This window comes from Cedecea selenatireducens (assembly GCF_042138895.1).
Taxonomy (GTDB): Bacteria; Pseudomonadota; Gammaproteobacteria; order Enterobacterales; family Enterobacteriaceae; genus Cedecea; species Cedecea selenatireducens.
The window spans coordinates 19,776-45,166 of record NZ_JBHIKW010000009.1 but is presented as its reverse complement, the minus strand read 5'-3'; the positions used below and the strand labels follow the sequence as shown (position 1 = coordinate 45,166).

Annotated in this window: 27 protein-coding genes; 17 read left to right on the top strand and 10 right to left on the bottom strand. The window is 54.3% G+C overall.

Translation table 11 applies throughout. From position 1 onward, the window contains the following. Position 1 precedes the first annotated feature (1 nt). The 6 genes from rlpA (at position 2) to lipA (ending at position 6,254) form a co-directional block, all read left to right on the top strand. Positions 2-1,240, top strand: coding sequence for an endolytic peptidoglycan transglycosylase RlpA (gene rlpA, locus ACE38U_RS15275; protein ID WP_375530078.1), 1,239 nt, complete (start codon positions 2-4; stop codon positions 1,238-1,240). 143 nt (positions 1,241-1,383) lie between these two features. Next, positions 1,384-2,595, top strand: a complete 1,212-nt coding sequence (gene dacA / locus ACE38U_RS15270) for a D-alanyl-D-alanine carboxypeptidase DacA (protein ID WP_038474732.1) — start codon at positions 1,384-1,386, stop codon at positions 2,593-2,595. Positions 2,596-2,704: 109 nt separating this feature from the next. Beyond that, on the top strand, positions 2,705-2,968 hold the full coding sequence (gene ybeD / locus ACE38U_RS15265) for a DUF493 family protein YbeD (RefSeq protein WP_008456041.1): 264 nt from the start codon (positions 2,705-2,707) through the stop codon (positions 2,966-2,968). A 225-nt stretch (positions 2,969-3,193) separates the two neighbouring features. Then, positions 3,194-3,838, top strand: coding sequence for a lipoyl(octanoyl) transferase LipB (gene lipB / locus ACE38U_RS15260; RefSeq protein ID WP_375530077.1), 645 nt, complete (start codon positions 3,194-3,196; stop codon positions 3,836-3,838). Positions 3,839-4,092: 254 nt separating this feature from the next. Next, a complete protein-coding gene (locus tag ACE38U_RS15255) occupies positions 4,093-5,049 on the top strand; it encodes a YbeF family transcriptional regulator (protein WP_176982601.1) in 957 nt (318 codons plus the stop codon). Positions 5,050-5,288: 239 nt separating this feature from the next. Beyond that, positions 5,289-6,254: a lipoyl synthase gene (gene lipA / locus ACE38U_RS15250; RefSeq protein ID WP_038474741.1), complete on the top strand. Its 966-nt coding sequence runs from the start codon at positions 5,289-5,291 to the stop codon at positions 6,252-6,254. Between the two features lie 102 nt (positions 6,255-6,356). Here lipA and tatE read toward each other — a convergent pair whose 3' ends face one another. Together tatE and ACE38U_RS15240 are read right to left on the bottom strand one after the other, a co-directional pair. Further along, positions 6,357-6,554, bottom strand: a complete 198-nt coding sequence (tatE, locus tag ACE38U_RS15245; protein WP_038474744.1) for a twin-arginine translocase subunit TatE — start codon at positions 6,552-6,554, stop codon at positions 6,357-6,359. A 129-nt stretch (positions 6,555-6,683) separates the two neighbouring features. Further along, a complete protein-coding gene (locus tag ACE38U_RS15240; RefSeq protein WP_038474747.1) occupies positions 6,684-7,472 on the bottom strand; it encodes a deaminated glutathione amidase in 789 nt (262 codons plus the stop codon). 103 nt (positions 7,473-7,575) lie between these two features. On the opposite strand from ACE38U_RS15240, the gene crcB reads away from it, so the two are divergent. After that, entirely contained in the window at positions 7,576-7,959 is a 384-nt protein-coding gene (gene crcB, locus ACE38U_RS15235) for a fluoride efflux transporter CrcB (protein WP_038474751.1), read from the top strand. A 217-nt stretch (positions 7,960-8,176) separates the two neighbouring features. On the opposite strand, the gene cspE is transcribed toward crcB, so the two are convergent. From cspE to ACE38U_RS15200, 7 genes are all read right to left on the bottom strand, one after another. Next, entirely contained in the window at positions 8,177-8,386 is a 210-nt protein-coding gene (cspE, locus tag ACE38U_RS15230; RefSeq protein ID WP_004100146.1) for a transcription antiterminator/RNA stability regulator CspE, read from the bottom strand. A gap of 196 nt (positions 8,387-8,582) precedes the next feature. After that, complete coding sequence (gene pagP / locus ACE38U_RS15225) at positions 8,583-9,158, bottom strand: lipid IV(A) palmitoyltransferase PagP (protein WP_052048975.1); 576 nt, start codon at positions 9,156-9,158, stop codon at positions 8,583-8,585. A 197-nt stretch (positions 9,159-9,355) separates the two neighbouring features. Then, positions 9,356-12,475 (bottom strand): efflux RND transporter permease subunit, encoded by a 3,120-nt coding sequence (locus tag ACE38U_RS15220; protein WP_176982599.1) that lies wholly within the window; start codon positions 12,473-12,475, stop codon positions 9,356-9,358. After that, positions 12,472-13,938 (bottom strand): efflux RND transporter periplasmic adaptor subunit, encoded by a 1,467-nt coding sequence (locus ACE38U_RS15215; RefSeq protein ID WP_375530076.1) that lies wholly within the window; start codon positions 13,936-13,938, stop codon positions 12,472-12,474. The genes ACE38U_RS15220 and ACE38U_RS15215 overlap by 4 nt, the downstream gene beginning before the upstream one ends. Continuing rightward, positions 13,938-15,191 carry a TolC family protein gene (locus ACE38U_RS15210; RefSeq protein WP_038474761.1) on the bottom strand — a complete coding sequence of 418 codons (1,254 nt, stop codon included), beginning with the start codon at positions 15,189-15,191 and terminating at the stop codon, positions 13,938-13,940. Before ACE38U_RS15210 ends, ACE38U_RS15215 begins: the two co-directional genes overlap by 1 nt. An 11-nt stretch (positions 15,192-15,202) precedes the next feature. Beyond that, positions 15,203-15,580 (bottom strand): copper-binding protein, encoded by a 378-nt coding sequence (locus ACE38U_RS15205; protein ID WP_375530075.1) that lies wholly within the window; start codon positions 15,578-15,580, stop codon positions 15,203-15,205. 67 nt (positions 15,581-15,647) lie between these two features. Continuing rightward, the gene (locus ACE38U_RS15200) at positions 15,648-16,061 is read right to left on the bottom strand and encodes a DUF2946 domain-containing protein (RefSeq protein ID WP_375530074.1); all 414 of its coding nucleotides are present in this window, start codon (positions 16,059-16,061) and stop codon (positions 15,648-15,650) included. A 407-nt stretch (positions 16,062-16,468) separates the two neighbouring features. On the opposite strand from ACE38U_RS15200, the gene dcuC reads away from it, so the two are divergent. The 3 genes from dcuC to ACE38U_RS15185 all read left to right on the top strand — a co-directional run bounded on the left by dcuC (position 16,469) and on the right by ACE38U_RS15185 (position 18,991). Continuing rightward, entirely contained in the window at positions 16,469-17,845 is a 1,377-nt protein-coding gene (gene dcuC, locus ACE38U_RS15195; RefSeq protein ID WP_375530073.1) for an anaerobic C4-dicarboxylate transporter DcuC, read from the top strand. A gap of 90 nt (positions 17,846-17,935) precedes the next feature. Further along, positions 17,936-18,739 carry a ribonuclease I gene (rna, locus tag ACE38U_RS15190; protein WP_038474770.1) on the top strand — a complete coding sequence of 268 codons (804 nt, stop codon included), beginning with the start codon at positions 17,936-17,938 and terminating at the stop codon, positions 18,737-18,739. A gap of 93 nt (positions 18,740-18,832) precedes the next feature. Next, on the top strand, positions 18,833-18,991 hold the full coding sequence (locus ACE38U_RS15185; RefSeq protein WP_375530072.1) for a hypothetical protein: 159 nt from the start codon (positions 18,833-18,835) through the stop codon (positions 18,989-18,991). 96 nt (positions 18,992-19,087) lie between these two features. Here ACE38U_RS15185 and ACE38U_RS15180 read toward each other — a convergent pair whose 3' ends face one another. After that, the gene (locus ACE38U_RS15180; RefSeq protein WP_167549831.1) at positions 19,088-19,249 is read right to left on the bottom strand and encodes a hypothetical protein; all 162 of its coding nucleotides are present in this window, start codon (positions 19,247-19,249) and stop codon (positions 19,088-19,090) included. A gap of 496 nt (positions 19,250-19,745) precedes the next feature. On the opposite strand from ACE38U_RS15180, the gene ACE38U_RS15175 reads away from it, so the two are divergent. The 7 genes from ACE38U_RS15175 to ACE38U_RS15145 all read left to right on the top strand — a co-directional run bounded on the left by ACE38U_RS15175 (position 19,746) and on the right by ACE38U_RS15145 (position 25,382). Continuing rightward, positions 19,746-21,122: a GntP family permease gene (locus ACE38U_RS15175; protein ID WP_038474773.1), complete on the top strand. Its 1,377-nt coding sequence runs from the start codon at positions 19,746-19,748 to the stop codon at positions 21,120-21,122. 160 nt (positions 21,123-21,282) lie between these two features. After that, positions 21,283-21,693, top strand: coding sequence for a nucleoside diphosphate kinase regulator (gene rnk, locus ACE38U_RS15170; RefSeq protein ID WP_375530071.1), 411 nt, complete (start codon positions 21,283-21,285; stop codon positions 21,691-21,693). Positions 21,694-22,027: 334 nt separating this feature from the next. After that, positions 22,028-22,414 carry a lipoprotein gene (locus tag ACE38U_RS15165; protein WP_038474779.1) on the top strand — a complete coding sequence of 129 codons (387 nt, stop codon included), beginning with the start codon at positions 22,028-22,030 and terminating at the stop codon, positions 22,412-22,414. 71 nt (positions 22,415-22,485) lie between these two features. After that, positions 22,486-23,547 (top strand): methyltransferase, encoded by a 1,062-nt coding sequence (locus ACE38U_RS15160; RefSeq protein ID WP_038474782.1) that lies wholly within the window; start codon positions 22,486-22,488, stop codon positions 23,545-23,547. A 62-nt stretch (positions 23,548-23,609) separates the two neighbouring features. Next, positions 23,610-24,332 (top strand): beta-ketoacyl synthase chain length factor, encoded by a 723-nt coding sequence (locus tag ACE38U_RS15155; RefSeq protein WP_176982591.1) that lies wholly within the window; start codon positions 23,610-23,612, stop codon positions 24,330-24,332. Beyond that, positions 24,311-25,144: a lysophospholipid acyltransferase family protein gene (locus tag ACE38U_RS15150; protein ID WP_071842936.1), complete on the top strand. Its 834-nt coding sequence runs from the start codon at positions 24,311-24,313 to the stop codon at positions 25,142-25,144. The genes ACE38U_RS15155 and ACE38U_RS15150 overlap by 22 nt, the downstream gene beginning before the upstream one ends. Then, positions 25,125-25,382, top strand: coding sequence for a phosphopantetheine-binding protein (locus ACE38U_RS15145; RefSeq protein WP_038474790.1), 258 nt, complete (start codon positions 25,125-25,127; stop codon positions 25,380-25,382). Before ACE38U_RS15150 ends, ACE38U_RS15145 begins: the two co-directional genes overlap by 20 nt. The last annotated feature ends 9 nt before the right edge of the window (positions 25,383-25,391 follow it).

Sequence of the window (25,391 nt, the reverse complement as noted above, 5' to 3'; positions counted from 1 at the left end):
AATGGGTAAGCAAAAACGGTGGGCTGGCGTCTGCATCGCTGCAGCGTTACTGGCGGCATGTTCGTCAAATGATGATAGCCAGCAGCCGGTTAATCAGCCGCAGCAGCCGGTAGTGTGCAACGGCCCAGTCGTCGAAATCAGCGGCGCAGAGCCACGCTACGAACCGCTGAATCCGTCGGTCAATCAGGATTACCAGAACAACGGCAAAAGCTACAAAATTGTTCAGAATCCGGCCAACTTCAGCCAGTCTGGCTTTGCGGCAATCTATGACGCCGAGCCGGGTAGCAACCTGACGGCCTCCGGTGAAGCGTTTGATGCCAATGCGCTCACCGCCGCGCACCCAACGCTGCCAATCCCAAGCTACGCGCGAATCACCAACCTCGCGAATGGCCGCATGATTGTGGTACGCATCAACGATCGTGGCCCTTATGGCAACGACCGCGCTATCTCACTTTCGCGCGCGGCGGCGGACAGGCTGAATACCTCGAATAACACCAAAGTTCGCATCGACCCAATTATCGTCGCGCAGGACGGTACAATGTCCGGCCCGGGCACCGCCTGTACGACAATCGCTAAACAGACCTATGCGTTGCCGGCCCGTCCTGACCTTACCGGCGGTATGGGGAGCGTGTCCTCCCCTGCACAGCCAGCAGCCCCACAAGGTGACGTACGCGCTATCAGTAACTCCACGCTGCAAAGCGCGGATGCTACCGGTGCACCGGTTCAAAGCAGCGGTTTCCTGGGTGCACCAACGCCGCTTGCGGCGGGGGTGATAGAAACACCTGACACTGCTGCAACAGCGACAGCAGCTGCGACAACTCCGACTGCCCAGCAGCCAGCCGCAACGGCAGTTACGCCAGCGACGACGGCCACTCCGCCGGTAGCCCCGCAGCCAGGCCCTATCGTTGAACAACCTGCCCCCGCCGTTGCCGCACCAGTCACGGCACCGGGTTCTGTGCAAGGCCACGTGCAACGTAGCGCGGCGGCAACCAGCGCCCCTGCCAGCAGCGGGCGTTATGTTGTTCAGGTTGGCGCCGTCAGCGATGGAGCACGCGCCAGCCAGTGGCAGCAGAAGTTGAGCCAGCAGTTTGGCGTTCCGGGCGCGGTGTCCCATAACGGCGCGGTTTATCGCGTTCAGCTTGGCCCGTTCAGCAGCCGAAATGAAGCCACAGCTCTGCAGCAGCGCCTGATGTCGGAAGCGCAACAGCAATCCTTTGTGACCAACGCTCCGTCTATGTAAAGCTGTGACTGGCATGTTTCTTGCCCGTAAATTTGTGTAAAGACCATTAACAAACTCACGTGCAAAGTCAGATGCCAGTCAAAAATGCTTTTGCTATAGTAAGGCACTTTTTTTAATTCCATCACGGACGTCGTAGTTTCATCATGAATACAGCTCTTTCTGCACGTTTTGTTAAGCGCCTGGCGCTCACCTCGGCTCTCGCCTTCGCGGCCATGGCCTCTGCTCAAGCTGACGACCTCAATATTAAAACCATGATCCCGGGCGTCCCGCAGATTGATGCAGAAGCGTATATCCTGATTGACTACAACTCAGGCAAAGTGCTGGCCGAATCCAACGCCGACGCGCGTCGCGATCCGGCAAGCCTCACCAAAATGATGACCAGCTACGTTATCGGTCAGGCGATGAAAGCCGGCAAGTTCGATGACAACGCGATGGTCACCATCGGGAAAGATGCCTGGGCGACCGGCAACCCGGTGTTTAAAGGCTCTTCCCTGATGTTCCTGCAGCCGGGTATGCAGGTGCCGGTTAACAAGCTGGTACGCGGCATTAACCTGCAGTCCGGTAACGATGCCTGTGTGGCGATGGCCGACTTCGTCGCCGGCAGCCAGGATGCATTCGTTAGCCTGATGAACAGCTACGTTTCTGCCCTGGGCCTGAAAAACACCCACTTCCAGACCGTGCATGGGCTGGATGCAGAAGGTCAGTACAGCTCCGCGCGTGATATGGCGCTGATCGGCCAGGCGCTGATCCGTGACGTTCCGAACGAATACTCTATCTACAAAGAGAAAGAGTTCACCTTCAACAATATCCGCCAGACCAACCGTAACGGCCTGCTGTGGGATACCAGCCTCAACGTAGACGGCATTAAAACCGGCCACACGGATGCTGCAGGGTATAACCTCGTTGCCTCCGCAACCGAAGGACAGATGCGCCTGATCTCTGCGGTGCTCGGCGGCCACACCTACAAAGGGCGTGAAACCGAGAGCAAAAAGCTGCTGACCTGGGGCTTCCGCTTCTTTGAAACCGTTTCTCCGCTGAAGGCCGGGAAAGAGTTCGCCTCAGAGCCAGCCTGGTTTGGTGATAACGATCGCGCGTCCCTGGGCGTGGATAAAGACGTTTATCTGACCATTCCTCGTGGCCGCATGAAAGATCTGAAAGCCAGCTACGTGCTGACCACCTCCGAGCTGCACGCGCCGCTGCAGAAAAATCAGGTTGTTGGCACCATTAACTTCCAGCTTGACGGCAAAACTATCGAGCAGCGTCCGCTGGTTGTGCTGCAAGAGATGCCGGAAGGGAATTTCTTCAGCCGAATCATTGATTACATCAAACTGATGTTCCACCACTGGTTCGGTTAATTATTGAACGCTTGAAAGTGTCGAAGTTGACCCCATATACTTAGTATCAAAGCAACTCCCGCCCGTTGGCGGGAGTTACCATTTTTATTGCCGTAACGCTGGAGCTACCATGAAAACCAAACTGAACGAACTGCTCGAATTCCCAACCTCTTTTACTTACAAAGTAATGGGCCTGGCGAAACCGGAGCTGGTTGATCTGGTCGTTGAGGTAGTGCAGCGCCATGCCCCTGGTGACTACACGCCGCAGGTTAAACCAAGCAGCAAAGGAAACTACCACTCCGTTTCCATTACCATCAATGCAACGCACATTGAGCAGGTTGAAACCCTTTACGAAGAATTAGGCAACATCGAAATCGTTCGTATGGTGCTGTAATCCGACGGCCCGGCTCAGGCCGGGTCTTAGCTCGATGACAAACAGCCGAAAAACGTGGTTTTCGACCGTTTGGGGCAAACCAGAGTGCAGCATTCATTGTTTTTATTAGATCAAAGCACGAGATTATTTACATCAATTAACTTTGTTTGCCGTCTCTGACCCGGCTCAGGCCGGGTTTTTGCTGTGATATACTTCCAACCACCTTTTTCTCCTGGAGACACAGTTTTGTCTCAAGACACTATCCTGATCCGCCCCCTCGGCCTGCAGCCTTATGAACCCGTCTCGCAGGCAATGCACGACTTTACCGATACCCGCGATGAAACCACGGCCGACGAAATCTGGCTGGTTGAACACCCGCAGGTCTTCACACAGGGTCAGGCAGGTAAAGCCGAGCACGTGCTGATGCCGGGTGATATCCCTGTCGTCCAAAGCGATCGCGGCGGCCAGGTGACATTTCATGGCCCAGGCCAACAGGTAATGTACCTGCTGCTGAATTTAAAACGACGCAAGCTAGGCGTTCGTGAACTGGTGACCGTGCTGGAACAAACCGTGGTCAACACGCTGGCAGAAATCGGCATTGAAGCTTATCCGCGTGCGGACGCGCCTGGTGTTTATGTCGACGGGCGAAAAATTTGCTCTCTGGGGCTACGGATTCGCAAGGGCTGCTCTTTCCATGGCCTGGCGCTGAACATCAATATGGATCTCTCGCCCTTCCTGCGTATTAATCCGTGCGGCTATGCGGGGCTGGAAATGACGCAGGTCAGCCATTTTGTCGAAGGCATTACCGTGGCCGACGTTCAACCACGGCTGGTAGATAACTTTATCGCTCTGCTAAACCACCCGCCTTACGAATATCAGTCCGCTGATTAATCAACTGGCCAGCAGGTTTCCTTTGCTGGCCTGATAATACCCTTCGCAAAAGCCCGACCGCCCATCAGTTATAATCACTCGTTGAATAATTTAGAAACGTCATTATTTAAATAATATGACAGCCCCGAAACCTTTTCTGTCGCTTAATTTTTTTTATTCGTGCTTGGGTTGGCAAAATAACTACGCTAATTCCCCCAAACGCGCTATTTGTATCTATAAATATAATATTCTTTATTTTTTAGCGGAGACCTGGCATGGGGCAAAACCCACTGTCTGAGAAAAAAATCGCGGATCGCGATGGCGAAAATAACTATCCCGTATTCAAGACGTTACGTAACATAGATTTAAACTTGCTGACTATTTTTGAGGCCGTCTACATTCATAAAGGCATCGTCAATGCAGCCAGAGTGCTTAACCTCACGCCCTCGGCTATCAGCCAGTCTATCCAAAAGTTGCGCTATATTTTTCCCGATCCCTTATTCATTCGAAAAGGCCAGGGCGTCACGCCCACGGCCTATGCGGCGCACCTGCACGAATATATCAGCCAGGGTCTGGAATCCATTCTTGGCGCGCTGGATTTTAACAGCAGCAACGACCAGCAGCGCACCATCACAATTGCGACCCAGCCGTCCATTGGGGCTTTAGTTATTCCTAAAGTCTATTCTGCGATCCGCAAAGTTAACCCAAACCTGCTTATTCGTAACGTGCCGATTAACGACGGTGAGTCCCAGCTAAGCCAGTTTCAGACCGACCTGATTATTGATACCAGCCGCCATTACGCCCGCACGATAACCAGCGTGCCGCTGTACCAGGAAAGTATCGCCGTGGTGTGTCGGGAAGGCCACCCGTGCCTTGAGCAGCGCCTGACCCTCGAAGATCTGCAAAACATGGAGCACACCTTCCTGATCATGCAGGATGACCTGCTGCGCGATTTGCGCCAGCAGATTAGCGAGCGCCTGCCTAACAGGCAGATAGCGTTCAGCAGCTACAACTATGTCACGCTGTCCTCGCTGCTGGGCAGCAGCGATCTGCTAGGCTTCATGCCCTGGCGGCTGTACGAAATGTTCAAAGAAACCTGGAATCTGCGTGCGGTAGACTGCGACCTGTTTGCAGATAAGACGATGGAAACCAGCATGCATTTTAACAAACTCAGCATTCGGGATACGGTTTTGCAGGAGATAATCAAGGCCATCCACCACGAGTTTGCCTGAGCACCAGTGGTTTTCACCTCTTGCAGGATGTTTCAGAGGTGAACACCATCCCCGTTAACCTGGTATTTAGCACAAAACAACAACCCATTTACAATTCTTTCTCCATTTCATGTTGGGGTATACTGATTCTCCCTGGCCGTGATGATATACTCCCGGCCATTAATTCAAAAATAGTTGATAGATCCTAACTTAGCTTGAATTAGCCTGATTTCATTATCCGCAACTGGAATACGCACCCTATGAGCAAACCCATTGTGATGGAACGCGGCGTTAAATACCGCGACGCCGATAAAATGGCTCTGATCCCGGTTAAAAACGTGGTAACAGAGCGCCAGGAGCTGTTGAGAAAGCCAGAATGGATGAAAATCAAACTTCCGTCTGACTCAACCCGTATCCAGGGCATTAAAGCGGCGATGCGCAAAAATGGGCTGCACTCCGTTTGCGAAGAAGCATCCTGCCCTAACCTCGCTGAATGTTTTAACCACGGCACCGCGACCTTTATGATTCTGGGCGCCATTTGTACGCGCCGTTGCCCATTCTGCGACGTAGCGCATGGCCGCCCGGTGGCACCAGACGCCAACGAGCCTGAAAAACTGGCCCAAACGATTGCCGACATGGGCCTGCGCTATGTGGTTATCACTTCCGTGGATCGCGACGATCTGCGCGACGGCGGTGCCCAGCACTTTGCAGACTGTATTCGTGCTATTCGCGAAAAAAACCCAACCATCAAAATCGAAACGCTGGTTCCGGACTTCCGTGGCCGTATGGATCGCGCGCTGGATATCCTGACAGCGACGCCGCCAGACGTGTTCAACCACAACCTGGAAAACGTGCCGCGCGTCTACCGCAACGTGCGTCCGGGTGCGGACTATAACTGGTCGCTGAAGCTGCTTGAGCGCTTCAAAGAAGCGCATCCGGATATCCCAACCAAGTCCGGCCTGATGGTGGGCCTTGGTGAAACCAACGAAGAAATCATTGAGGTGATGCGCGACCTGCGTCGTCACGGCGTGACCATGCTGACGCTGGGCCAGTATCTGCAGCCTAGCCGTCACCACCTGCCGGTGCAGCGTTACGTCAGCCCTGATGAGTTTGAAGAGATGAAAGCGGAAGCGCTGGCGATGGGCTTTACCCACGCGGCCTGTGGTCCGTTTGTTCGTTCCTCTTACCATGCCGACCTACAGGCAAAAGGAATGGAAGTGAAGTAACAGTCGTCACACGGTAACGACCGTCACACATTGTTACGTTTAAACTGACGTCCATAAAAAAACCGGCCATCTTGAGCCGGTTTTTTATTTTGCAGCCGTCGGTCAGTCTTTGTGGACGATGCGTTCTGCAGGTGCTTCGGTATCGGACTTCTTGCCGTTGTCGTCTTCAGCCATCGCTTTCTTAAAACCTTTAATGGCAGAACCGAGATCGCCGCCCAGCGTGCGCAGCTTCTTGGTACCAAACAGCAATACGATCAGCGCGCCGACAACCAGCAGCTTAGTAATACTAATCTCTCCCATACCTACCTTCTTTTGTGATGCGTGCCGTGGCAACGGCGAATAAAAGACCTGATTGCATTAACGGACATTTGCCCGCGCGACACAATAGCAATCTGTAACAAGGTGAATCAAGTTTTGCTTAAAAAAACATCATAACATTTGAGGTACCGCAAAGCGTCGGTTGCTCAGCACAGGCAGCATTTGCCTTACCGCCGCCACCCGTTCTGGGGCAATCTCGGCAAAAATCAGCTCTGGTACCTCGGCTGCGGCGGCAACGGTTACGCCCAGCGGATCGACTATCCTACTCTGGCCGATATTTTTAGCCCCGCACTCCCCGGAGGCGACAACATAGCAGGTTGCATCCAGCGCTCTGGCGGCCAGCAGAGTCGCCCAGTGAGCCTCTTTATGGGGGCCTTTGAGCCACGCCGCAGGTAACACCAAAACCTCGGCTCCGTTTAGCGCAAGGCTCAGCGCCATCTCAGGAAAACGCAGGTCATAGCAGGTCATCAGCCCGACGTTCATTCCGGCCACCTTAATCAGGGGGGCGACGCGCTCTCCGGCATCCACCAGCCGGGATTCCTGCACGCTGAAAGCGTCATACAGATGAACTTTTTGATAGCTCGCCGCAATCTCACCGCCGCGGATGGCCAGCAAGGTGTTCGCCGCCCGCCCGTCGTGGGTAGGCACATGCAGCGTTAGCACCGTTGTCATGCCACTCTTCCGGCTTTCAGCCCGCAGCAGCTGTACATAGCCACCGTCCAGCGGCTGCGCTGACTTTACTGACATATCCGGGTCGTTGTCATCTCTGGCCATCACCGCCTCCGGCAGCACCAGTAAATCGGCCCCCTTCTGTGCCGCTTGCGCCATCAGCCGTACGCAGGTTGCCGCATTTTCCTGCCAGACGGGCCCCACCACAAACTGCCCTACCGCAACCTTCATATTCGCCTCGCCGCTCAAAGGATTAATTACAGCACATTGGGTATAAATCTCCCGGCCTGAACGCTACACTTTTCAGATTGCTGATGTTTAATAAGGATTAATCGTGATTCAGATGCTATTCGCCGTCTTTATCGGCGGCGGGACAGGCAGCGTAGCACGCTGGTTTCTTAGTATGAAGTTTAATCCCATACACATGGGGATCCCCATCGGGACGTTAATCGCCAACTTGACCGGGGCATTTATTATCGGTCTTGGGCTGGCGCTGTTCAGCCGCTTTAGCCACGTCGACCCGATGTGGAAACTGCTGATTACCACCGGCTTCTGCGGCGGTCTGACGACGTTCTCGACGTTTTCTGCGGAAGTGGTTTTGCTGCTGCAGGACGGGCGGCTTGCCTGGGCGGGTATGAACGTTCTGCTCAACCTTGCAGGCTCTTTTATTATGACCGCGCTCGCATTTTGGCTGGTTTCTCTCTTCGTCAGCCAATAAGCCCCACGGCGTTAATGTTAGCTTAATTTTTCTCTGTCACTATCCCGGCCATGTCTTTGGGGGAGAAGGCGATGAAAGAGCAAATTACCGGCTGGGCGAGCGTGCTGATAAGCGTGGCGATTGTGGGACTGTTTTTGAAATCGTATCTGTTTGCCTGAGCAATGACAGGCAAAAAAAAACCCGCCTTGGCGGGTTTTTATATTCCACTGGTAATGACTTAGATAGGCATTACGTTTGCAGCAGAAGGGCCTTTGGCACCGTTAGTGATTTCAAACTCAACGCGCTGGCCTTCGGCCAGGGTTTTGAAACCATTGCTCTGGATTGCAGAGAAGTGTACGAACACGTCTTTGCTGCCATCTTCCGGAGTAATGAAGCCGAAGCCTTTGGATTCATTAAACCACTTAACGTTACCTTTAATCTTAGACATCAAAATTACCTTTACATGAAAAAACGACACAAATGCTGTGTCGGGCATCAGTACAACAATTGTGGTGGCTTTTGTCCAGTCCAGAATTGCTAAAAAGTGATAAAAGTCGCTAACTTTTTACTAGCTTGCGGATTACACCTTGTTTTTTAAGGGGTATAGAAATCCCCTGTTTTCGCCTGCTTTTAGTCGTACAAAATCAGAACTGGAAGCGCAGCCAGGCAAAGTAGACGTTACCGTTATTGTAGGTGCCGGGAATGTAGGTCATCTGGAAGGTTGCCGGGCCATAGCCGATAGAAGCCAGCGGCAGCACCAGAGGCACGGGGATGTATTTCCAGTTGTCCCGCGCGGTCACGCCGACGGTATAACCCAGCCCCATATGGAAGTTATCGTCACTCAACGGTCGCCAGGTTTTTTCCCAGCCATAACCGCCGATAGGTTCCCATTTGTTAAAGGAATCTTTAAACGCCATCAAATAGATGCCGTTCCAGTTACCGTCCTCATCCCAGCGAGACTGGCCAAAACCAGCGCCCCAGGGCCGCTCGTTATAGCGATCCGTTTTGTCTTTGTCATAGGCAAAGCGGGCGTGCCAGGTAATTGCCGGCACGTAAAGATCGTAATGCTCTGGCTCGTGCCAGGTTTTAGATACCTGGTCGGAGAAGGTCTCCCAGGCGTTGCTGAAAAAGCCGCCTTCCGCAGCGGCTGCAGCAGAGGTACTCACCCCAAGTGTGCAAACAAAAATCAAAATTGAGAACAGTTTATTCGTGTAAGTCACGTCGTTATTACCATATTAAAATTCGACTGGTACCTTACTGAATTATATCTCAATGAAAGCTAAATCAGCACATGAGTTGTAAAGAAAATTGTCCAGCATCTGCTGTCAATACGCTGAATTCCCAAATAACTATCAGACAATGATGAATAAACTTGCAAGCCGGAGCGCATAATTATAAACACTCCGGCTCATACACCTTATTTCCGCTTTTTAATAAGCATATATACCGCAGGGATAACCAGCATCGACAGCAGCGGCGCCGTCACCATTCCCCCAATCATCGGCGCGGCAATACGCCTCATCACCTCCGACCCGGTGCCATCGCCCCACATAATCGGCAGTAAACCCGCCATGATGGTGGCCACGGTCATCACCTTTGGCCTGACGCGCAAGACCGCCCCTTCATGAATAGCACGTCGCAGCATGCCGCCATCCTGCACCTCATCGGTTTTCTGATGTTTAATAAGCGCCTGATTTAAATAAAGCACCATGATCACGCCAAATTCAGCAGCAACCCCGGCCAGGGCAATAAAGCCAACGGCACCGGCAACGGACAGGTTATATCCCAGCAGATAAAGCAGCCATACGCCGCCAATTAATGAGAAAGGCAAAGTCCCCATAATTAATAATGCATCGGTCACTCGCGAGAAGGTGACATATAACAGTACGAATATGATTAATAAGGTAAAGGGCAACACAATTTTTAATTTCGCGGTCGCGCGTTCAAGGTATTCAAACTGCCCTGACCACGAAAGCGAAACGCCCTCAGGCAGCTTAACCTGCTCCGCAACTGCGCGCTGCATATCCTCCACGGCCGACTTCAAATCACGCCCACGAAGATCGACATAGATCCAGTTTGAAAGGCGAGCATTTTCGCTTTTCAGCATCGGCGGCCCTTCGGTGATGGAAATATTAGCCAGTTCAGAAAGCGCCAGCTGGCTGCCGTTAGCGGTGATAACGGGTAAATCACGCAGTTTTTGCAGGTTATCACGCAGCTCACGCGGGTAACGCACGTTGATGGGGAAACGTTCACGCCCCTCAATGGTTTCACCTATGTTCTCGCCCCCGATAACCGTGGACACCAGCGACTGCAATTCCTTCACTGAAACGCCGTAGCGCGCCGCTTTGCGACGATCGATGTCGATGTCCACATAGCGCCCGCCGCCCAAACGTTCGGCCAGCGCCGACGTGACGCCGGGCACCTGCTTCACCACGCGCTCAATCTGTTCCGCAACTGACTCGATGGCGGCAATATTATTGCCGTTCACCTTTATTCCGACCGGACTTTTGATCCCGGTAGCCAGCATATCAAGGCGGTTACGAATAGGCGGCACCCACACGTTGGCAATTCCCGGCACTTTGACCACGCTGTCCAGTTCGTTCACCAGCTTGTCCATGGTCATTCCCGGCCGCCACTGGTCACGCGGCTTAAAGCGAATGGTGGTTTCAATCATCGTCAACGGCGCAGGATCGGTGGCCGTTTCGGCGCGCCCGGCTTTGCCAAAGACGGTTTCCACTTCCGGCACGGTTTTTATCAGGCGATCGGTCTGCTGCAGCAATCGCCCTGCCTCACGCGTGGAAATACCCGGCAGCGTCGAAGGCATATACAGCAAATCCCCTTCGTCCAGCGGCGGCATAAACTCGCTCCCCAGCTTGCTTAGCGGCCAAAGCGTTGCCACCAGCAGCACCCCGGCCACCGCCAGCGTGGTTTTCGGCCTGTCGAGCACCTTTTCCAGCACGGGCTCGTAGGCCGCAATCAGCCAGCGGTTGATGGGATTGGCTTTTTCATCAGGGATCTTGCCGCGAATAAACCAGCCCATCAGCACCGGCACCAGCGTTATCCCCAGCCCTGCAGCCACCGCCATAGAATAGGTCTTGGTGAAAGCCAGCGGCGAAAACATCCTGCCCTCCTGCGCCTCAAGAGAGAACACGGGGATAAACGACAGGGTAATGATCAGCAGGCTACAGAACAGCGCCGGCCCCACTTCGACGGCGGCCTGCTGGGATATTTGCCAGTAATCCGCACTGCGTGGCTGCTCTCCCGGATGCTCGTGTCGCCACTGCTCAAGCACCTTGTGCATATTCTCAATCATCACTATCGCCGCATCGACCATCGCGCCAATGGCAATCGCTATCCCGCCCAGCGACATAATATTGGCGTTCACGCCCTGGTAATGCATGACGATAAACGCCCCGAGAATACCGAGCGGCAAGGTGATAATCGCCACCAGCGCGGAGCGGAAGTGAAACAGGAACAGCGAACAAATAATGGCCACCACGATAAACTCTTCCAGCAGCTTGTGGGAGAGCGTTTCTATCGCATTTTCAATCAGATGAGAGCGGTCATAAACCGGAACAATTTCAACGCCGGCGGGCAGGCTCTTCTGCAGCTGCGTCAGCTTGTCTTTTACCGCATTGATGGTTTCAAGGGCATTTTTGCCATAGCGCATGACGATAATGCCGCCTGCAACCTCGCCTTCCCCGTTAAACTCGGCGACGCCCCGACGGATTTCAGGCCCCAGCCTGACGGAAGCGACGTCAGAAAGCAGCACCGGCACGCCGTCGCGGCTGACGATCACCACCTGCTTAAAATCATCCAGACTTTTGAGATAGCCGGAGGTGCGAACCATATACTCAGCCTCCCCCATCTCGAGCACCGAACCGCCCCCTTCCTGATTGGCACTTTTTACCGCATTGATGACCTGCTCATGGGTAATATTCAGCGCCTTCATGCGCTGCGGGTCGAGCACAATCTGGTACTGACGCACCATGCCGCCCACGCTCGCCACTTCGGAAACGTTAGGCACGGTTTTCAGCTCAAATTTCAGCGTCCAGTCCTGCAGGGCTCGCAGATCGGCCAGGCTGTGTTTCCCGGTTCTGTCCACCAGCGCATACTCATACACCCAGCCTACCCCGGTAGCATCCGGCCCCAGCGAGGCTTTGGCTTCCGGCGGCAGCTGCGACTGCACCTGACTGAGGTATTCCAGTACCCTGGATCGTGCCCAGTAGGGATCGGTCCCGTCGTCGAACAGAATGTAGACATAGGAATCACCAAACATGGAGAACCCACGCACCGTTTTAGCGCCCGGGACGGACAGCATGGTAGTGGTCAGCGGGTACGTGACCTGATCCTCAACGATTTGCGGCGCTTTGCCCGGATAGCTGACCCGCACAATGACCTGCACATCGGAGAGATCCGGGAGTGCATCAAGCGGCGCACGCTGTAGCGACCACAGCCCCCACGCCGCCATAATAATAGCGGCCAGCACCACCAGCAGGCGGTTCTTAAGCGACCAGCGGATAACGGCGGCAATCATTTGTGCGCCTCCGCCATCGGCATAAGGTGAGTAATCACGGCGCCCTGTTCATCATCCATCGTGAAGCTGAACATCACCGCGTCCCCCGGCTTCAGGTTAGTCGGCGATTGCAGCGCAAACGGCATCACCATCGCCCCCCAGTTCAGCGCGGGAATAGGATGATGAGAGATGGTAATGGCATCCGCGCTCACCGCTTTTACCACACCTTCTCCATCGTAGGTTTTCACCGCTGGCTGAGCTTTGGGCTGCGCGTCCGACTCCGGCAAAGCGCTGCGCAGGCTTGCCTCTGAGTCGATAAGGAACTGGCCGGAAGTGACCACTTTCTCCCCCTCATTCAGCCCGGAACGAATTTCCACCCAGCCTTTATCGCTGATGCCGGGCACCACGTTCACCGGGCGGAAATGGCCGCCCTCTTCGGCAACCAGCACGCGGCTTTGGCTCCCGGTTTCAATCAGCGACTCCTCCGGCACGGCCAGCACGGCGGCGCGCGGCTGCTGGTTCGCCAGACGAACGCTAAGGTACATGCCCGGCTTAAGTTTCATTTTGGGATTATCGAGGACGATACGAGCCTTCAGCGTGCGGGTGGTTGTTTCAAGGTTCGGCAGCAGCTCGCTTACCCGCCCATGGAACATCTCGCCAGGCCAGCTATCGGCGGTAGCCATAATCTCGCTCCCCGGCTGCAGGGCCTGAGCCTGCGACTGAGGGTAATCCACCACGATCCACACCGACTCGAGGCTTGCTACTTCGAACAGCGGCGCATTCGCGGTAACCTGCTGCCCCTCCCGCGCCTCAAGCTTATTCACATAGCCGGCGAGCTTCGCGCGAACGGTAACGCGAGTTTGTGATTTACCGCTGCGTTCAACCTGGCGAATCACCTCTGCGGGCATAAACTGCAGCTGTAATCGTTCTCTCGCCGCCGCGGTTAAAGCGCTGTCTCTCAGCTTGCGCACGGCCAGATACTCCTGCTGCGCGGCGGTCCACTCCGGGAACCACAGCTGTGCCAGCGGCTCCCCGGCTTTCACATACTGCTGCGGCGCTTTGACATACAGCGTCTCAACAATACCGTTGGCGCTGGCCGGGATTATCTGCACGCTGCGTTCATCAAGCGTAACGGTCGCGAAAGCCGCAAACGGCACGCTCAGCGCCCTACGTTCAACGGCCGCCGTCTTAATACCCAGGTTCTGTTGCTGGCGATTACTGACCGTCACACCGCCGTCGCTGGCTACTTCATCTGCATAACGAGGCACCAGCGCCATATCCATAAACGGCGATTTGCCAGGCTTGTCGAACCGCTGCCCTGGCACCATAGGATCGTACCAGTAAAGCACTTTACGCCCGCCCTCCTGCCGGGCCTGAGACTCTGGGTGTGGGTGAGAGATTTGCTGCTTCCCGGCGTAATAACCTGCGGCCAGCGCGGCAACAACCGCCACCGCCAGCAGGGAAAAAGTAAGTGATTTTTTCATTAGTTAACATCCTGAGGCGTAAGGTAGCGAATCGCGGCCCAGTTGGTGGCAACGGCTTTTTCAGCGCTGCTGGCGGTAAGTTCGCTGTCCAGAAGATCCCGGCGGGCGGCAAGCAGTTCAGCCAGAGAAGACTGCCCAGCGCGATACTGTGACTCCAGCAGCGACAGGCGCTGGCGCTGAAGCGGCAAAGCCTGGTCCTGCTGACGCTGCCAGACGCTTTGCGCGGCCTGGTAATTCGCCACCAGCGAGTGAACCAGCGCAATACGTTCCCGGCGAGCAAGTGCTAACTGATCGTTCGCTTCCATCGCCCGTGAAACATCCGCAGAGTAGTCTTTGTCCTGCCGCTGAGGCTTAAATAGCGGAAGATCGACGGTAAACATCACGCCCGCCATATCGTCATAACCTTCGGCGCGGCGACCGTAATAAACCTCAACGCCAACGTCAGGTTTGGCAGCCACCGCAGACTGCGCTGATTTCGCGCGAGCAACGTCAGCTTCACGAGCGGCTTCAACCACCTCCGGATGCTGCATCACGCCCTCTTCAAGCACCTCAGGTGAGGCCGGTAATCGCTGGTAGCGAGGCAGCGCGCCGTTCACGCTGTCCACGGTCTGCCCGGTCAACTGCAACAGCCGCGTTTGCGCCAGCGTGACATCTCGTTCGGCAAGCGTGACCTTGTCCTGCATGGTGAGCAGCGTCATGCGGATATCCACCACGCCGGAGGCAGGCGAACTGCCGCTGGCAACGGTGGCTTTCTGGACGCTAACCTGCCGCTCGGTTTCGTTGACCAGCTTGCGGGCGGCAGTAAGCACTCGCTCAGACAGGGCGAGATCCAGCCACGCCTGCGCGGTATCACGCTGAAGGTTGGCGCGAATAACTTCGGCTTTTGCCTGGCTGCTGGCCGACTGCGCCAGAATGGTGTCCGCCTTGCGGTCGCGTTTTTCCTCGCTGACGTAATCCTGCATGATGCCGATGCGCTGCATCGTCATTCCGTCCCGGCTAAAGCGGTGATTATTGCTGCCCTGCACCGGCACGTTTTCAATACCAAACTTCAGCTTAGGGTCGGGCAACTGTCGGGCAGAGTCGGCCATCGCGTTTAGCGCGTCGCTCTGGTTACGGTTGGCGGACAGCGCCGCAGAATAGTGTTCGGCGGCCAGCAGAGTCTGTTGCAGGCTGAACTCTGCCGCCTGAGCGGCAGAGACAGACGCAGTCAACAGCACCCCGCCGAGCCAGAGGCTCAGGGTGTGTCGTTTCATGGCAACCTCGGTTAGTTAAGCGGGGTTACGGAAACCAGCTGATACCCGGCTGCATGCCGGGCGAAAGAGAAAGCAATCTTCTCCCCCAAGGCTAACGCAGGCAGCGAACCGTCTTTCGGCAAAGCGAACGTCATGGTCATGGCTGGCCAGCCAAGCCCGGCGACGGGGTGATGGGCAATAGAGACCGTATCGGCGGTGATTTTCTTCACTACGCCTTCGGTTTTGTAGACCTGAGCAGAAGGGACGGCATCAGAAGACATCGACATGCCTGGCATATCGGACATCCCCTTCATGGAGGACATATCGTGAGAAGTTTCAGCGGAAAAAGCAGGGAAAGCGGCAACAACAAGCAGCGCACAGGCCGCAGCAGAACGAATAGCGTTAAACATAATTTATCTCCAAAAACACGGTCAAAGGGAAACAGGGCTAAGCCCCAAAGCATTGACGGTGCTGGAGTTATTCTCTAAAACGGCAAAAACGAATGGTTGCCGGGGGTCCTGTTGCTGGAGGTGTAGCGTAAGGAGTGGATTCAACGGCGGTTGAGCACTGAGGCGCAATTAGCGCGAGCGAGTCGGTAACCGGTAAAGCCACCGGGGAACTGTGCCCGTTGTCTTTTTGCATCACATCCGGCACACAGTGCTTTTCGCACAGCGGATTGCTGAGTTTCGCCTGCATCGCCTTATCAGGCATCTGCATCGAACCTTCATGTTGAGCTACCATTGGGCCAGCGGTCATATCCACCGGGCAATCGTAAGAGGCTATCGCCACCTGACTGTTGACAAAAAACCAGCCCAACGCCAACAGCAGCATCAAAAGATGCTTTCTGATAAAGCGCCAGCGGCCTGTCGACCAGAGGGAGGTGTGCAGCATAAAAACCCCGACATGAAAGTGACCGGCAGTATAAGCAGCAGTACATCGCGTTTTAAAGCGTTTTTTAAATGCTTTACGAAAAACCCTGTCGCTAACAAATCAGCAAAATAATTATTACTTCCGCGCAACGAATTGCCGGTTTTACCCACAATTTTCGTACAACTTTTATTCCCTCTTTTTCATCATCACCTTCAATAAACGTAATGCAGCCTGCAAAACCTTTATCTAAAGTTGATCCGTTGCAATCAAAATTGATGTTCATCAGAAACTCTAAACGGGTTCTGAGGCAAATTCTTAGCCCTTTACAGTCGGCTGTAAAAAAACACTTTTTAATTTTCTGAAAGAAAACCTTTTTTAGCGGCAAGCGTAAGGACGCCGAAGAGCGCCTTAACGCACCTGGGGATATCATGCTTACAATTCTGGAACTGATTATTGGAGTGGTGGTGATTGTGGGCGTCGCCCGCTACATCATCAAAGGCTACTCGGCCACCGGCGTACTGTTTGTCGGCGGCTTATTGCTGCTTATCGCCAGTGCGCTAATGGGGCATAAAGTGTTGCCAGCCAGCTCAGAAGGCACCGGCTACACCGCTACGGACATTTTTGAATACGTCAAAATCCTGCTGATGAGCCGCGGCGGCGACCTCGGCATGATGATCATGATGCTCTGCGGTTTTGCCGCCTACATGACCCACATCGGCGCCAACGATGTGGTGGTCAAGCTGGCGTCTAAGCCCCTGAAGTTCATCAACTCGCCTTATTTATTGATGATTGCCGCCTACTTCGTCGCCTGCCTGATGTCGCTGGCGGTCTCATCCGCAACTGGCCTTGGCGTACTGTTAATGGCAACGCTGTTCCCGGTCATGGTCAACGTCGGCATCAGCCGCGGCGCTGCGGCGGCCATCTGTGCCTCTCCGGCGGCCATTATTCTGGCCCCGACCTCCGGCGACGTCGTGCTGGCGGCGCAGGCTTCAGAAATGTCGCTGGTCGATTTCGCGTTTAAAACAACGATTCCTATCTCCATTGCGGCCATCATCAGCATGGCGATTGCGCACTTCTTCTGGCAGCGCTATCTCGATAAAAAAGAGCACATCACCCACGAAATGCTGGACGTGACTGAAATTCAGACCACCGCGCCCTCTTTCTACGCCCTGCTGCCGTTTACGCCGATCATCGGCGTGCTGATTTTCGACGGCAAATGGGGCCCGCAGCTGCATATCATTACCATCCTGGTGATTTGTATTCTGATTGCCGCCCTGATTGAGTTTTTCCGCAGCTTCAATACCCAGCACGTCTTCTCCGGTATGGAAGTGTGCTACCGCGGCATGGCGGATGCTTTCGCCAACGTGGTGATGCTGCTGGTTGCCGCCGGCGTATTTGCCCAGGGGCTGAGCACCATCGGCTTTATTCAAAGCCTGATCTCAATTGCCACCTCGTTTGGCTCGGCGAGTATTATTTTGATGCTGGTGCTGGTCGTGCTGACCATGCTGGCGGCCATGACCACCGGCTCCGGTAACGCACCGTTCTACGCCTTCGTTGAAATGATCCCGAAACTGGCCCACTCTTCCGGCATTAATCCGGCTTACCTGACCATTCCGATGCTGCAGGCCTCCAACCTTGGGCGCACGATTTCACCGGTGTCCGGCGTCGTGGTTGCCGTCGCAGGGATGGCAAAAATCTCACCTTTTGAGGTGGTAAAACGCACATCTGTTCCGGTTGCCGTCGGCCTCATCGTGGTGATTATCGCCACGGAGATTCTGGTTCCTGCTGCGGCGATCGTTCACTAAAAGACGCTCGCCTTCGCTAAAAGCGCCTGCGTAAGGCGCTTTTTTTATGCCTATAATAAGCCCGCCTCCAGGACAGATAAGAGAATAACGATGAATTTCACCCCGCGTCATTTACTGCTTTGCGCCCCGCTTTTCCTCAGCCCGCTCGCTTTCGCCGACTCGCTGCAGCCCAGCCAGTACGGGGATTTTAACCGTTACGTGCTGGCGCTTTCCTGGCAAACCGGCTTCTGCCAGAGCATGCACGATCGCAACCGCAACGAGCCCGCCGAGTGTAAAGCTCAGCAGGAACAGGCGGATAAAAGCGCATACCTTACCGTTCATGGCCTGTGGCCAGGGTTACCCAAGTCCATCGCCTCGCGCGGCGTGGATGAAAAACGCTGGATGCGTTACGGCTGTGCGACTCGCCCCATCCCGAATATGGCCGAAGCCAGAGCCTCAAACAAATGCGCTGCGCCGGATACCGGGCTTTCCGTTGAAATGGCGTCAAAACTGGCGGGTGTGATGCCCGGCGCTGGAGGCCAGTCCTGCCTTGAGCGCTACGAATACGCCAAACATGGCGTTTGCTTTGGTTTTAACCCGGACGATTACTTCGGCACGATGGTACGGCTTAACGGCGAAGTGAAGCAGAGCGAGTTTGGTAAATTTCTTGCCCAGAACTACGGCCAGGTGGTAACGCGTAAGGCGTTCAACAAAGCCGTGAAGAACACCTGGGGCAGCGACGCCGTCGAGGCCATCAAGCTAACCTGCGACGGCAATCCGGCCTTTCTCACGGAAATGCAGATCTCACTGCTGGCAGATAAGATCAACCAGCCGCTGCAAAGCGCCTCGTTTGCACCGCAAAAACATCCCGGTAACTGCGGGAAAAGCTTCCGCCTGGATGCGGTTGGCTACTGAGCAAAGATAAATACTGAAGTCAAAAATTAATCGCATCACTATTTGTTCAGGTTTTTTGGTTATAGCCTTCAGGTATCGGAACTGGAGGTCACCATGAGCAGAACAAAACGGTATTTACTGCAGTTAAAAGCGCAGTTTGAGCAGGAAGGTAAAAAGCAAAAACTGCTGGGATGCATCTGGCTCTCGCCACAGCAGCGCTACGAGATCCTCAAAGAGCTTCTGCTGCCGATTGCTGAACACAATGTTCGTTAGTATCATTCGGGCCAGCGTATAAAACGGTGGCCCGCTCGTTCGATAATTCGAAAATACATCTCTTCTGCTACGGAATTACCGAACTGAAAGCCTGAATTAATAACCTGCGGCTTTATTAGCAGCCTTAATTCTTTCATTTCTCATATTTTTATCATGCGAGTCTTTGGCATTTAATATTTCACCCGTCGCGCTGATAAAATCCGAGGCCGTACAGCCGGTTAGCAGTAGCGCCGTAGAGAAAAAAACCGCTTTAAGCATAGAACCATCCATGATGAAATTAATACTAACAATATCAACAAACTAGATTAAAAACACAAAGAAACTGCATTTCCCAATGATATTCAACGGGCGTGGATTTTAGCCAGCGTGAAAATAAACACAAGAATTTTCCGCCCCGTTGAAATAAATTACCCATAAAGGATTACTGCCAGAAAAACATAATAAAAACACAGTCGTTCTACTGTCTGCCGACAACTGGATACCCCCCTGGGTAAATTCTATCCCCCATATCCTCCGCCTGCGAGCCAAACCCGACACGGGTGCATGTCAGATTTTTTCTGACCAAACAATTCCCGCGCTCACCTTTCACTCTGATTATTTTGATTGTTTGAACTTCATCCCAAAATGTAAACGAACATGACAGAGTTCGTTTACAGCCGCCCCAATGTTACCGATATCATGTTACCGGTATCAGCACCACCTGAAGGCACGCCTCTGGTGCATTCATCCAAAAATTCGGCCTTGGGGAAATAAAATGACCGAAATAACAACAAGTTTAGGCGCAGGAACCCTGTTGGGCATTGCAGCCTGCTCCGTCGTGCTCCTGCTCGTTTTGATCATGCGCTTTCGCGTGCATGCCTTCCTGGCGCTAACCCTGGTGAGCGTCGCAGTGGCGCTGGTCACCGGCGTTCCTTTCGATAAAATCGTGCCGACGATTCTGGGCGGCTTTGGCAGCACCCTGGCGGGAGTCGCCTTACTGGTTGGGCTTGGGGCCATGATCGGCCGCCTGCTGGAAATCTCCGGCGGGGCGAAAGTGCTGGCCGATACCCTGGTGGGCACGTTCGGTTCGCACCGGGCGCCTTTCGCGCTTGGCGTCGCGTCCCTGCTGTTCGGCTTCCCTATCTTCTTCGACGCAGGCCTGGTGGTGATGCTGCCGATTATTTTCAGCGTGGCGAAGCAGTTTGGCGGCTCAACCCTGAAATATGCGCTCCCGGCGGCCGGTGCCTTTGCCGTGATGCATGCGCTCCTGCCTCCCCATCCTGGCCCGGTTGCCGCCAGTGAACTGCTGGGTGCCAACATCGGGCTGCTGGTCGTCGTGGGGCTGATTATCGCCATCCCGACCTGGTACATCGGGGCCTATCTCTTCGGGCTGTATGCCGGAAAGAAATTCGACATTCCGCTGCCGAGCTCCTTCCTGGGCAAAATTGAGGCAGACGAGAATCATCAGCCGCCGTCTTTCGGCATGGTGATGACAATTTTACTGCTGCCGCTGGGGCTTATCTTCCTGGATACCGGCCTCAATACCGCCACGGTGCTCGGCTGGGTCAGCGCGGACAACACGCTGGTTAACTTCTTACGCATGCTGGGCAAGACGCCTATTGCGCTGCTGATCACCGTGTTCTTTGCGCTGATGGTCTTCAGCGGCAAGCACGGCCGTCAGCACCTGGAAAAAGTCTGTGACGGCGCCCTGGGCCCGATCTGCGGCATTATTCTGGTTACCGGCGCGGGCGGTATGTTCGGCGGCGTACTGCGTGCAAGCGGCATCGGCGATGCGCTGGCCGGCGTGCTCTCAGACACCGGCATGCCGGTTATTGTGGCCGCATTCGTTATCTCAACCGCGCTTCGCGTCGCTCAAGGGTCTGCCACCGTCGCGCTGACCACCACCGCCGCGCTGGTCTCACCGATGGTCGAAGCCACAACCGGCCTGAGCCAGTTTGACCTGTGCTTTATCGTTATCGCTATCGCGGGCGGCGCAACCGTGCTGTCTCACGTGAACGACTCCGGCTTCTGGCTGGTAGGCCGCTTCCTGGAAATGGATGAGAAAACAACGCTGAAAACCTGGACCGTGATGGAAACGCTGATCGGGACCATCGCCTTCCTGCTGGCGGCATTGGGCAGCGTGATTTTGTGAGCGCTGCGGGTAAAAGCAAAATGTGACCGATCTCGCTTTCAACTGCAGGCTAAGCTCAGTATCATCAGGATTACATGTACAACCCTCGCCGGTTTCGGTGAGGGTTTTTCTTTGTACGATTTCAGCACATGAGTGCCCTGTTTTTTACACGGAGAGAAAAATGTCCAGACCTGCCATCATCATTAACGAACTAGACGCCGAACGCCTTGACCACCTGCTGGAACAGCCGCAGTACACCAAAGCACCGCTGGCAGAGGCGCTGAACGCCGAACTGGATCGCGCTGAGATGTGCAGCCCGGAAAAGATGCCGCCGGACGTTGTTTCCATGAACAGCCGCGTAGAGTTCCGCGACCTGAGTAATCAGGAAGTCCACGTTCGCACGCTGGTTTACCCGGCCAACCTGACCGACAGCGACAATCAGCTTTCCGTGATGGCGCCGGTCGGTGCCGCGCTGCTGGGCCTGCGGGTGGGTGATACCATCAACTGGACGTTGCCAAACGGCGGCCAGACCCATCTCGAAGTGCTGGCGCTGCAATATCAGCCGGAAGCCGCCGGTGAATTCCACCGCTAATTCTGTTTTCCCCTCTGATATAAGGAGGGGAATTTACCTTAAAGCATAACTTCCCGCCGCCCATATCAGCTTATAATTGCTATCAACAACTACCAATATTTATAGCTTTCGCATTAAAAGCACAGATTTACATTTGTAAAAAAAATTGACAAAATTGCCGCCCTTTGTTGATGAGTTGTATTCACCTAAAACGAAAACACCCGCTTTCAGGTTATTTTCCCATCATAAAGACAGTATCCCCTCTATTTTCCCGCCCATTAATTTGAATTAACGATTAATGTTGCACGCGGCCATGCCGATATTTTTCCGATTGTTTTATATAAATGGAGACGTTATGAAAAAGGTTGCTAAGTTATTCGGTATGTTTGTGATTTTAGGCGTTCTTGCAGGCTGTGCGCGTACTGCGCCTATCGCGAACATTCAAACCACCGTGAGCGCTGGCCACACTGAAGCACAGGTTAAAAGTGCCATTCTTAAAGCCGGTATTCAGCGTCAATGGATAATGAACGAAGTTAGCCCAGGTGTTATCAAAGCACGCCAGCAGACTCGTGAATTCACCGCAGAAGTGCGTATTAACTACACCGCAAACAGCTATTCTATTAATTACGAAAATAGCCTGAACCTGCGCGCCTCCGGCGGCAAAATTCATAAAAACTACAACCGCTGGATTCGTAACCTGGACAAAGATATCCAGGTTAACCTTGCCTCTTCCGGCCTGTAATTTTGCTTAACGCCGAATCTGAAGGTTCGGCGTTTCTTCTTTTATTATCACGTTGACAGGTAATGCAGCACATGTACGAACAGGACAGTCTTAGCGCATTGGATGCCATTACGGAAGCCCAGCGAATTGCCTTTGCCCCCATGCTGTTTCAAACGGCGCTCTGTCTACGAAATGCCGGCGTGCTCGCTTACCTCGACGGGCAAGGGAAACAGGGCGCAACCCTCGAAGAAATAACGGAATCCTGCAACGTTAACGAATACGCTGCCAGCGTTTTACTGGATATGGGCCTGAGTGGACGCATTATTTTCAGGCAAAATACGCATTATTTCCTGGCGAAAATCGGCCATTTCCTGGTGCACGACACCATGACGCGTGTGAATATGGATTTCACCCAGGACGTTTGTTATCAGGGACTGTTTTTCCTGGAGGAAGCGTTAAAAGAGGGTAAACCCTCGGGCTTAAAAGTGTTTGGCGACTGGCCGACCATTTACCCCGCGCTCTCACAATTACCGACTTCCGCCAAAGAGAGCTGGTTTGCCTTCGATCATTACTATTCCGATGCGGCTTTTGAAGCAGCCTTACCGCATGTTTTTGCCCACCAGCCTGCCCGGCTTTATGACGTTGGCGGGAATACCGGAAAATGGGCAATACGCTGCTGTAAATATGATGCAGAAGTGGCGGTCACGCTGCTGGATTTACCACAACAAATTGCACTCGCACGTGAAAATATAGAGAATGCTGGGCTTTCCGGGCGTATTGATTTCCACAGCGTAGATATGCTGAGCGATTCCCCCCTGCCCGGTGAGGCTGATATCTGGTGGATGAGCCAGTTCCTGGACTGCTTCTCGCCGGAGCAAATCATTAAGCTCCTCAGCAACGTTGCTCGGGTCATGAAACCCGGCGCAAGGCTCTGCGTGATGGAACTGTTTTGGGACGCACAAAAATTTGAAGCGGCTTCGTTTAGCCTGAACGCCTCTTCGCTTTACTTTACCTGCATGGCCAACGGCAACAGTCGTTTTTACAGCGTAGAGAAGTTTTATCGTTATCTGGAAATGGCCGGATTCCAGGTGTCGGAACGCCACGACAACTTAGGCGTTGGTCATACCCTGCTGGTATGCCAGAAAACCTCCTGACCCGGCGCACGTTCAGCGCTGGCGATTAGAATAACGCTCGAATTGATCGCAGAACCACGCGGATGAAATTTGCACTCAACATTATTGACTGGCAGGCGAAAGCGCCGGGTCTCAGCAACGCGGCAGAGTGGCAGCACTGGTCGCAGCATGGGCAGGCTATTGACCCGACTCAACCTCAGGGCGCGCTAAGCGAACTTCCGATGATGACGGCCCGCCGCCTGAGCTCAGGCAGCAAACTGGCCGTTGACTGCGGCCTCGCCATGCTTCGTCGCCACGAGATTGATGCCGTACTCTATACCAGCCGTCACGGAGAGCTGGAGCGTAACTACAGGATCCTGCAGGCGCTGGCATCTGAGCAGCCGCTCTCCCCCACGGATTTTGCGCTTTCGGTGCATAACTCCTCTGTCGGTAACCTGACGATTGCCGCCAAAAAGCCGATTACCTCCGCGTCGCTGTCTGCAGGTAAAGACACCTTCCAGCAGGGGCTTTGTGAAGTCATCTGCCTCTTACAGGCGGGTTACAAAAAAGTCCTGATGGTCGATTTTGACGGCCTGCTGCCGGCGTTCTATCACCCGCGACTGGCGCCTGAAATGACGACCTGGCCCTATGCGGTCGCGCTGGTCATTGAGGCCGGAGACAATCTGCGGTGCAGCACGCAAAAAAGCGAAGCCGCCGGCGAGCCCGCATTGCCGCAAAGCCTGCTGTTTTTACAGCACTATTTAAATGACACCCCGGACTTTATCCTGCAGGGCGAGCGCGTTGCATGGCTCTGGAGTCGCGCGTGAGCGGCGTTGCGGCACGGCTAAACTGGCTATGGCGGCTCGTCATGACGGGCTTCTGCTTTGCGCTGTTTGGCCTCGGTGGCCTGCTGCTTTCTACCGTCTGGTTTAACTTACTGTTGGTGTTTATCCGGGATAATGCGAAGCGTCGCCGCATTGCACGCCGCAGTATCGCCGCCAGCTTTCGCCTTTTCCTGACGGTTGCCAGAGCCATTAAGGTGCTCGACTACCGCATCGAAGGCCAGAGCATTCTGCAAGCCGAGCGCGGATGCCTGGTGGTTGCCAACCACCCAACGCTCATCGACTACGTGCTGCTCGCCTCCGTAATGCCAGAAACCGACTGCCTGGTTAAAGATGCTCTGCTGAGAAACCCGTTTGTCAGCGGCGTTATTCGCGCAGCGGACTACCTGGTGAACAGCCAGGCCGATGCCCTGCTGCCGGCAAGCCGCCAGCGGCTACAGCAAGGTGACACAATTTTGATCTTTCCCGAGGGCACGCGAACGCAGCCCGGCGGTAAAATGACGCTTCAGCGCGGGGCGGCCAACATCGCCGTGCGCTGCAACAGCGACTTACGCGTTGCGACGATCCACTGCAGTGAGAACCTGCTGGACAAGCAAAGCAAATGGTACAATGTGCCCCCCGCGAAACCCTTGTTTACCGTCAGGGTGCGCGAGCGGATAAGCATTGACCAGTTTCATCAGGCAAATTCACAAGAACCGGCGCTGTCCGCAAGGCAGTTAAACCGGCACCTTTTGCTTCAATTACAACAGGGGACGAAACCTCTTTCGGGTATTAATGATGCAAGCGCTCTATCTTGAAATTAAAAATCTCATCATAAACACACTCAATCTGGATGAAATGTCGAGCGACGACATTGACACCGATGCCGCACTTTTTGGCGAGGGTTTAGGCCTGGACTCTATCGATGCTCTGGAACTGGGGCTGGCGGTGAAAAACCAGTATGGCGTGGTGCTTTCTGCCGAAAGCGAAGAAATGCGTCAGCACTTCTTTTCCGTTGCCACGCTGGCATCTTTCATTCACGCGCAACGAGCCTGAGGAGAGTCC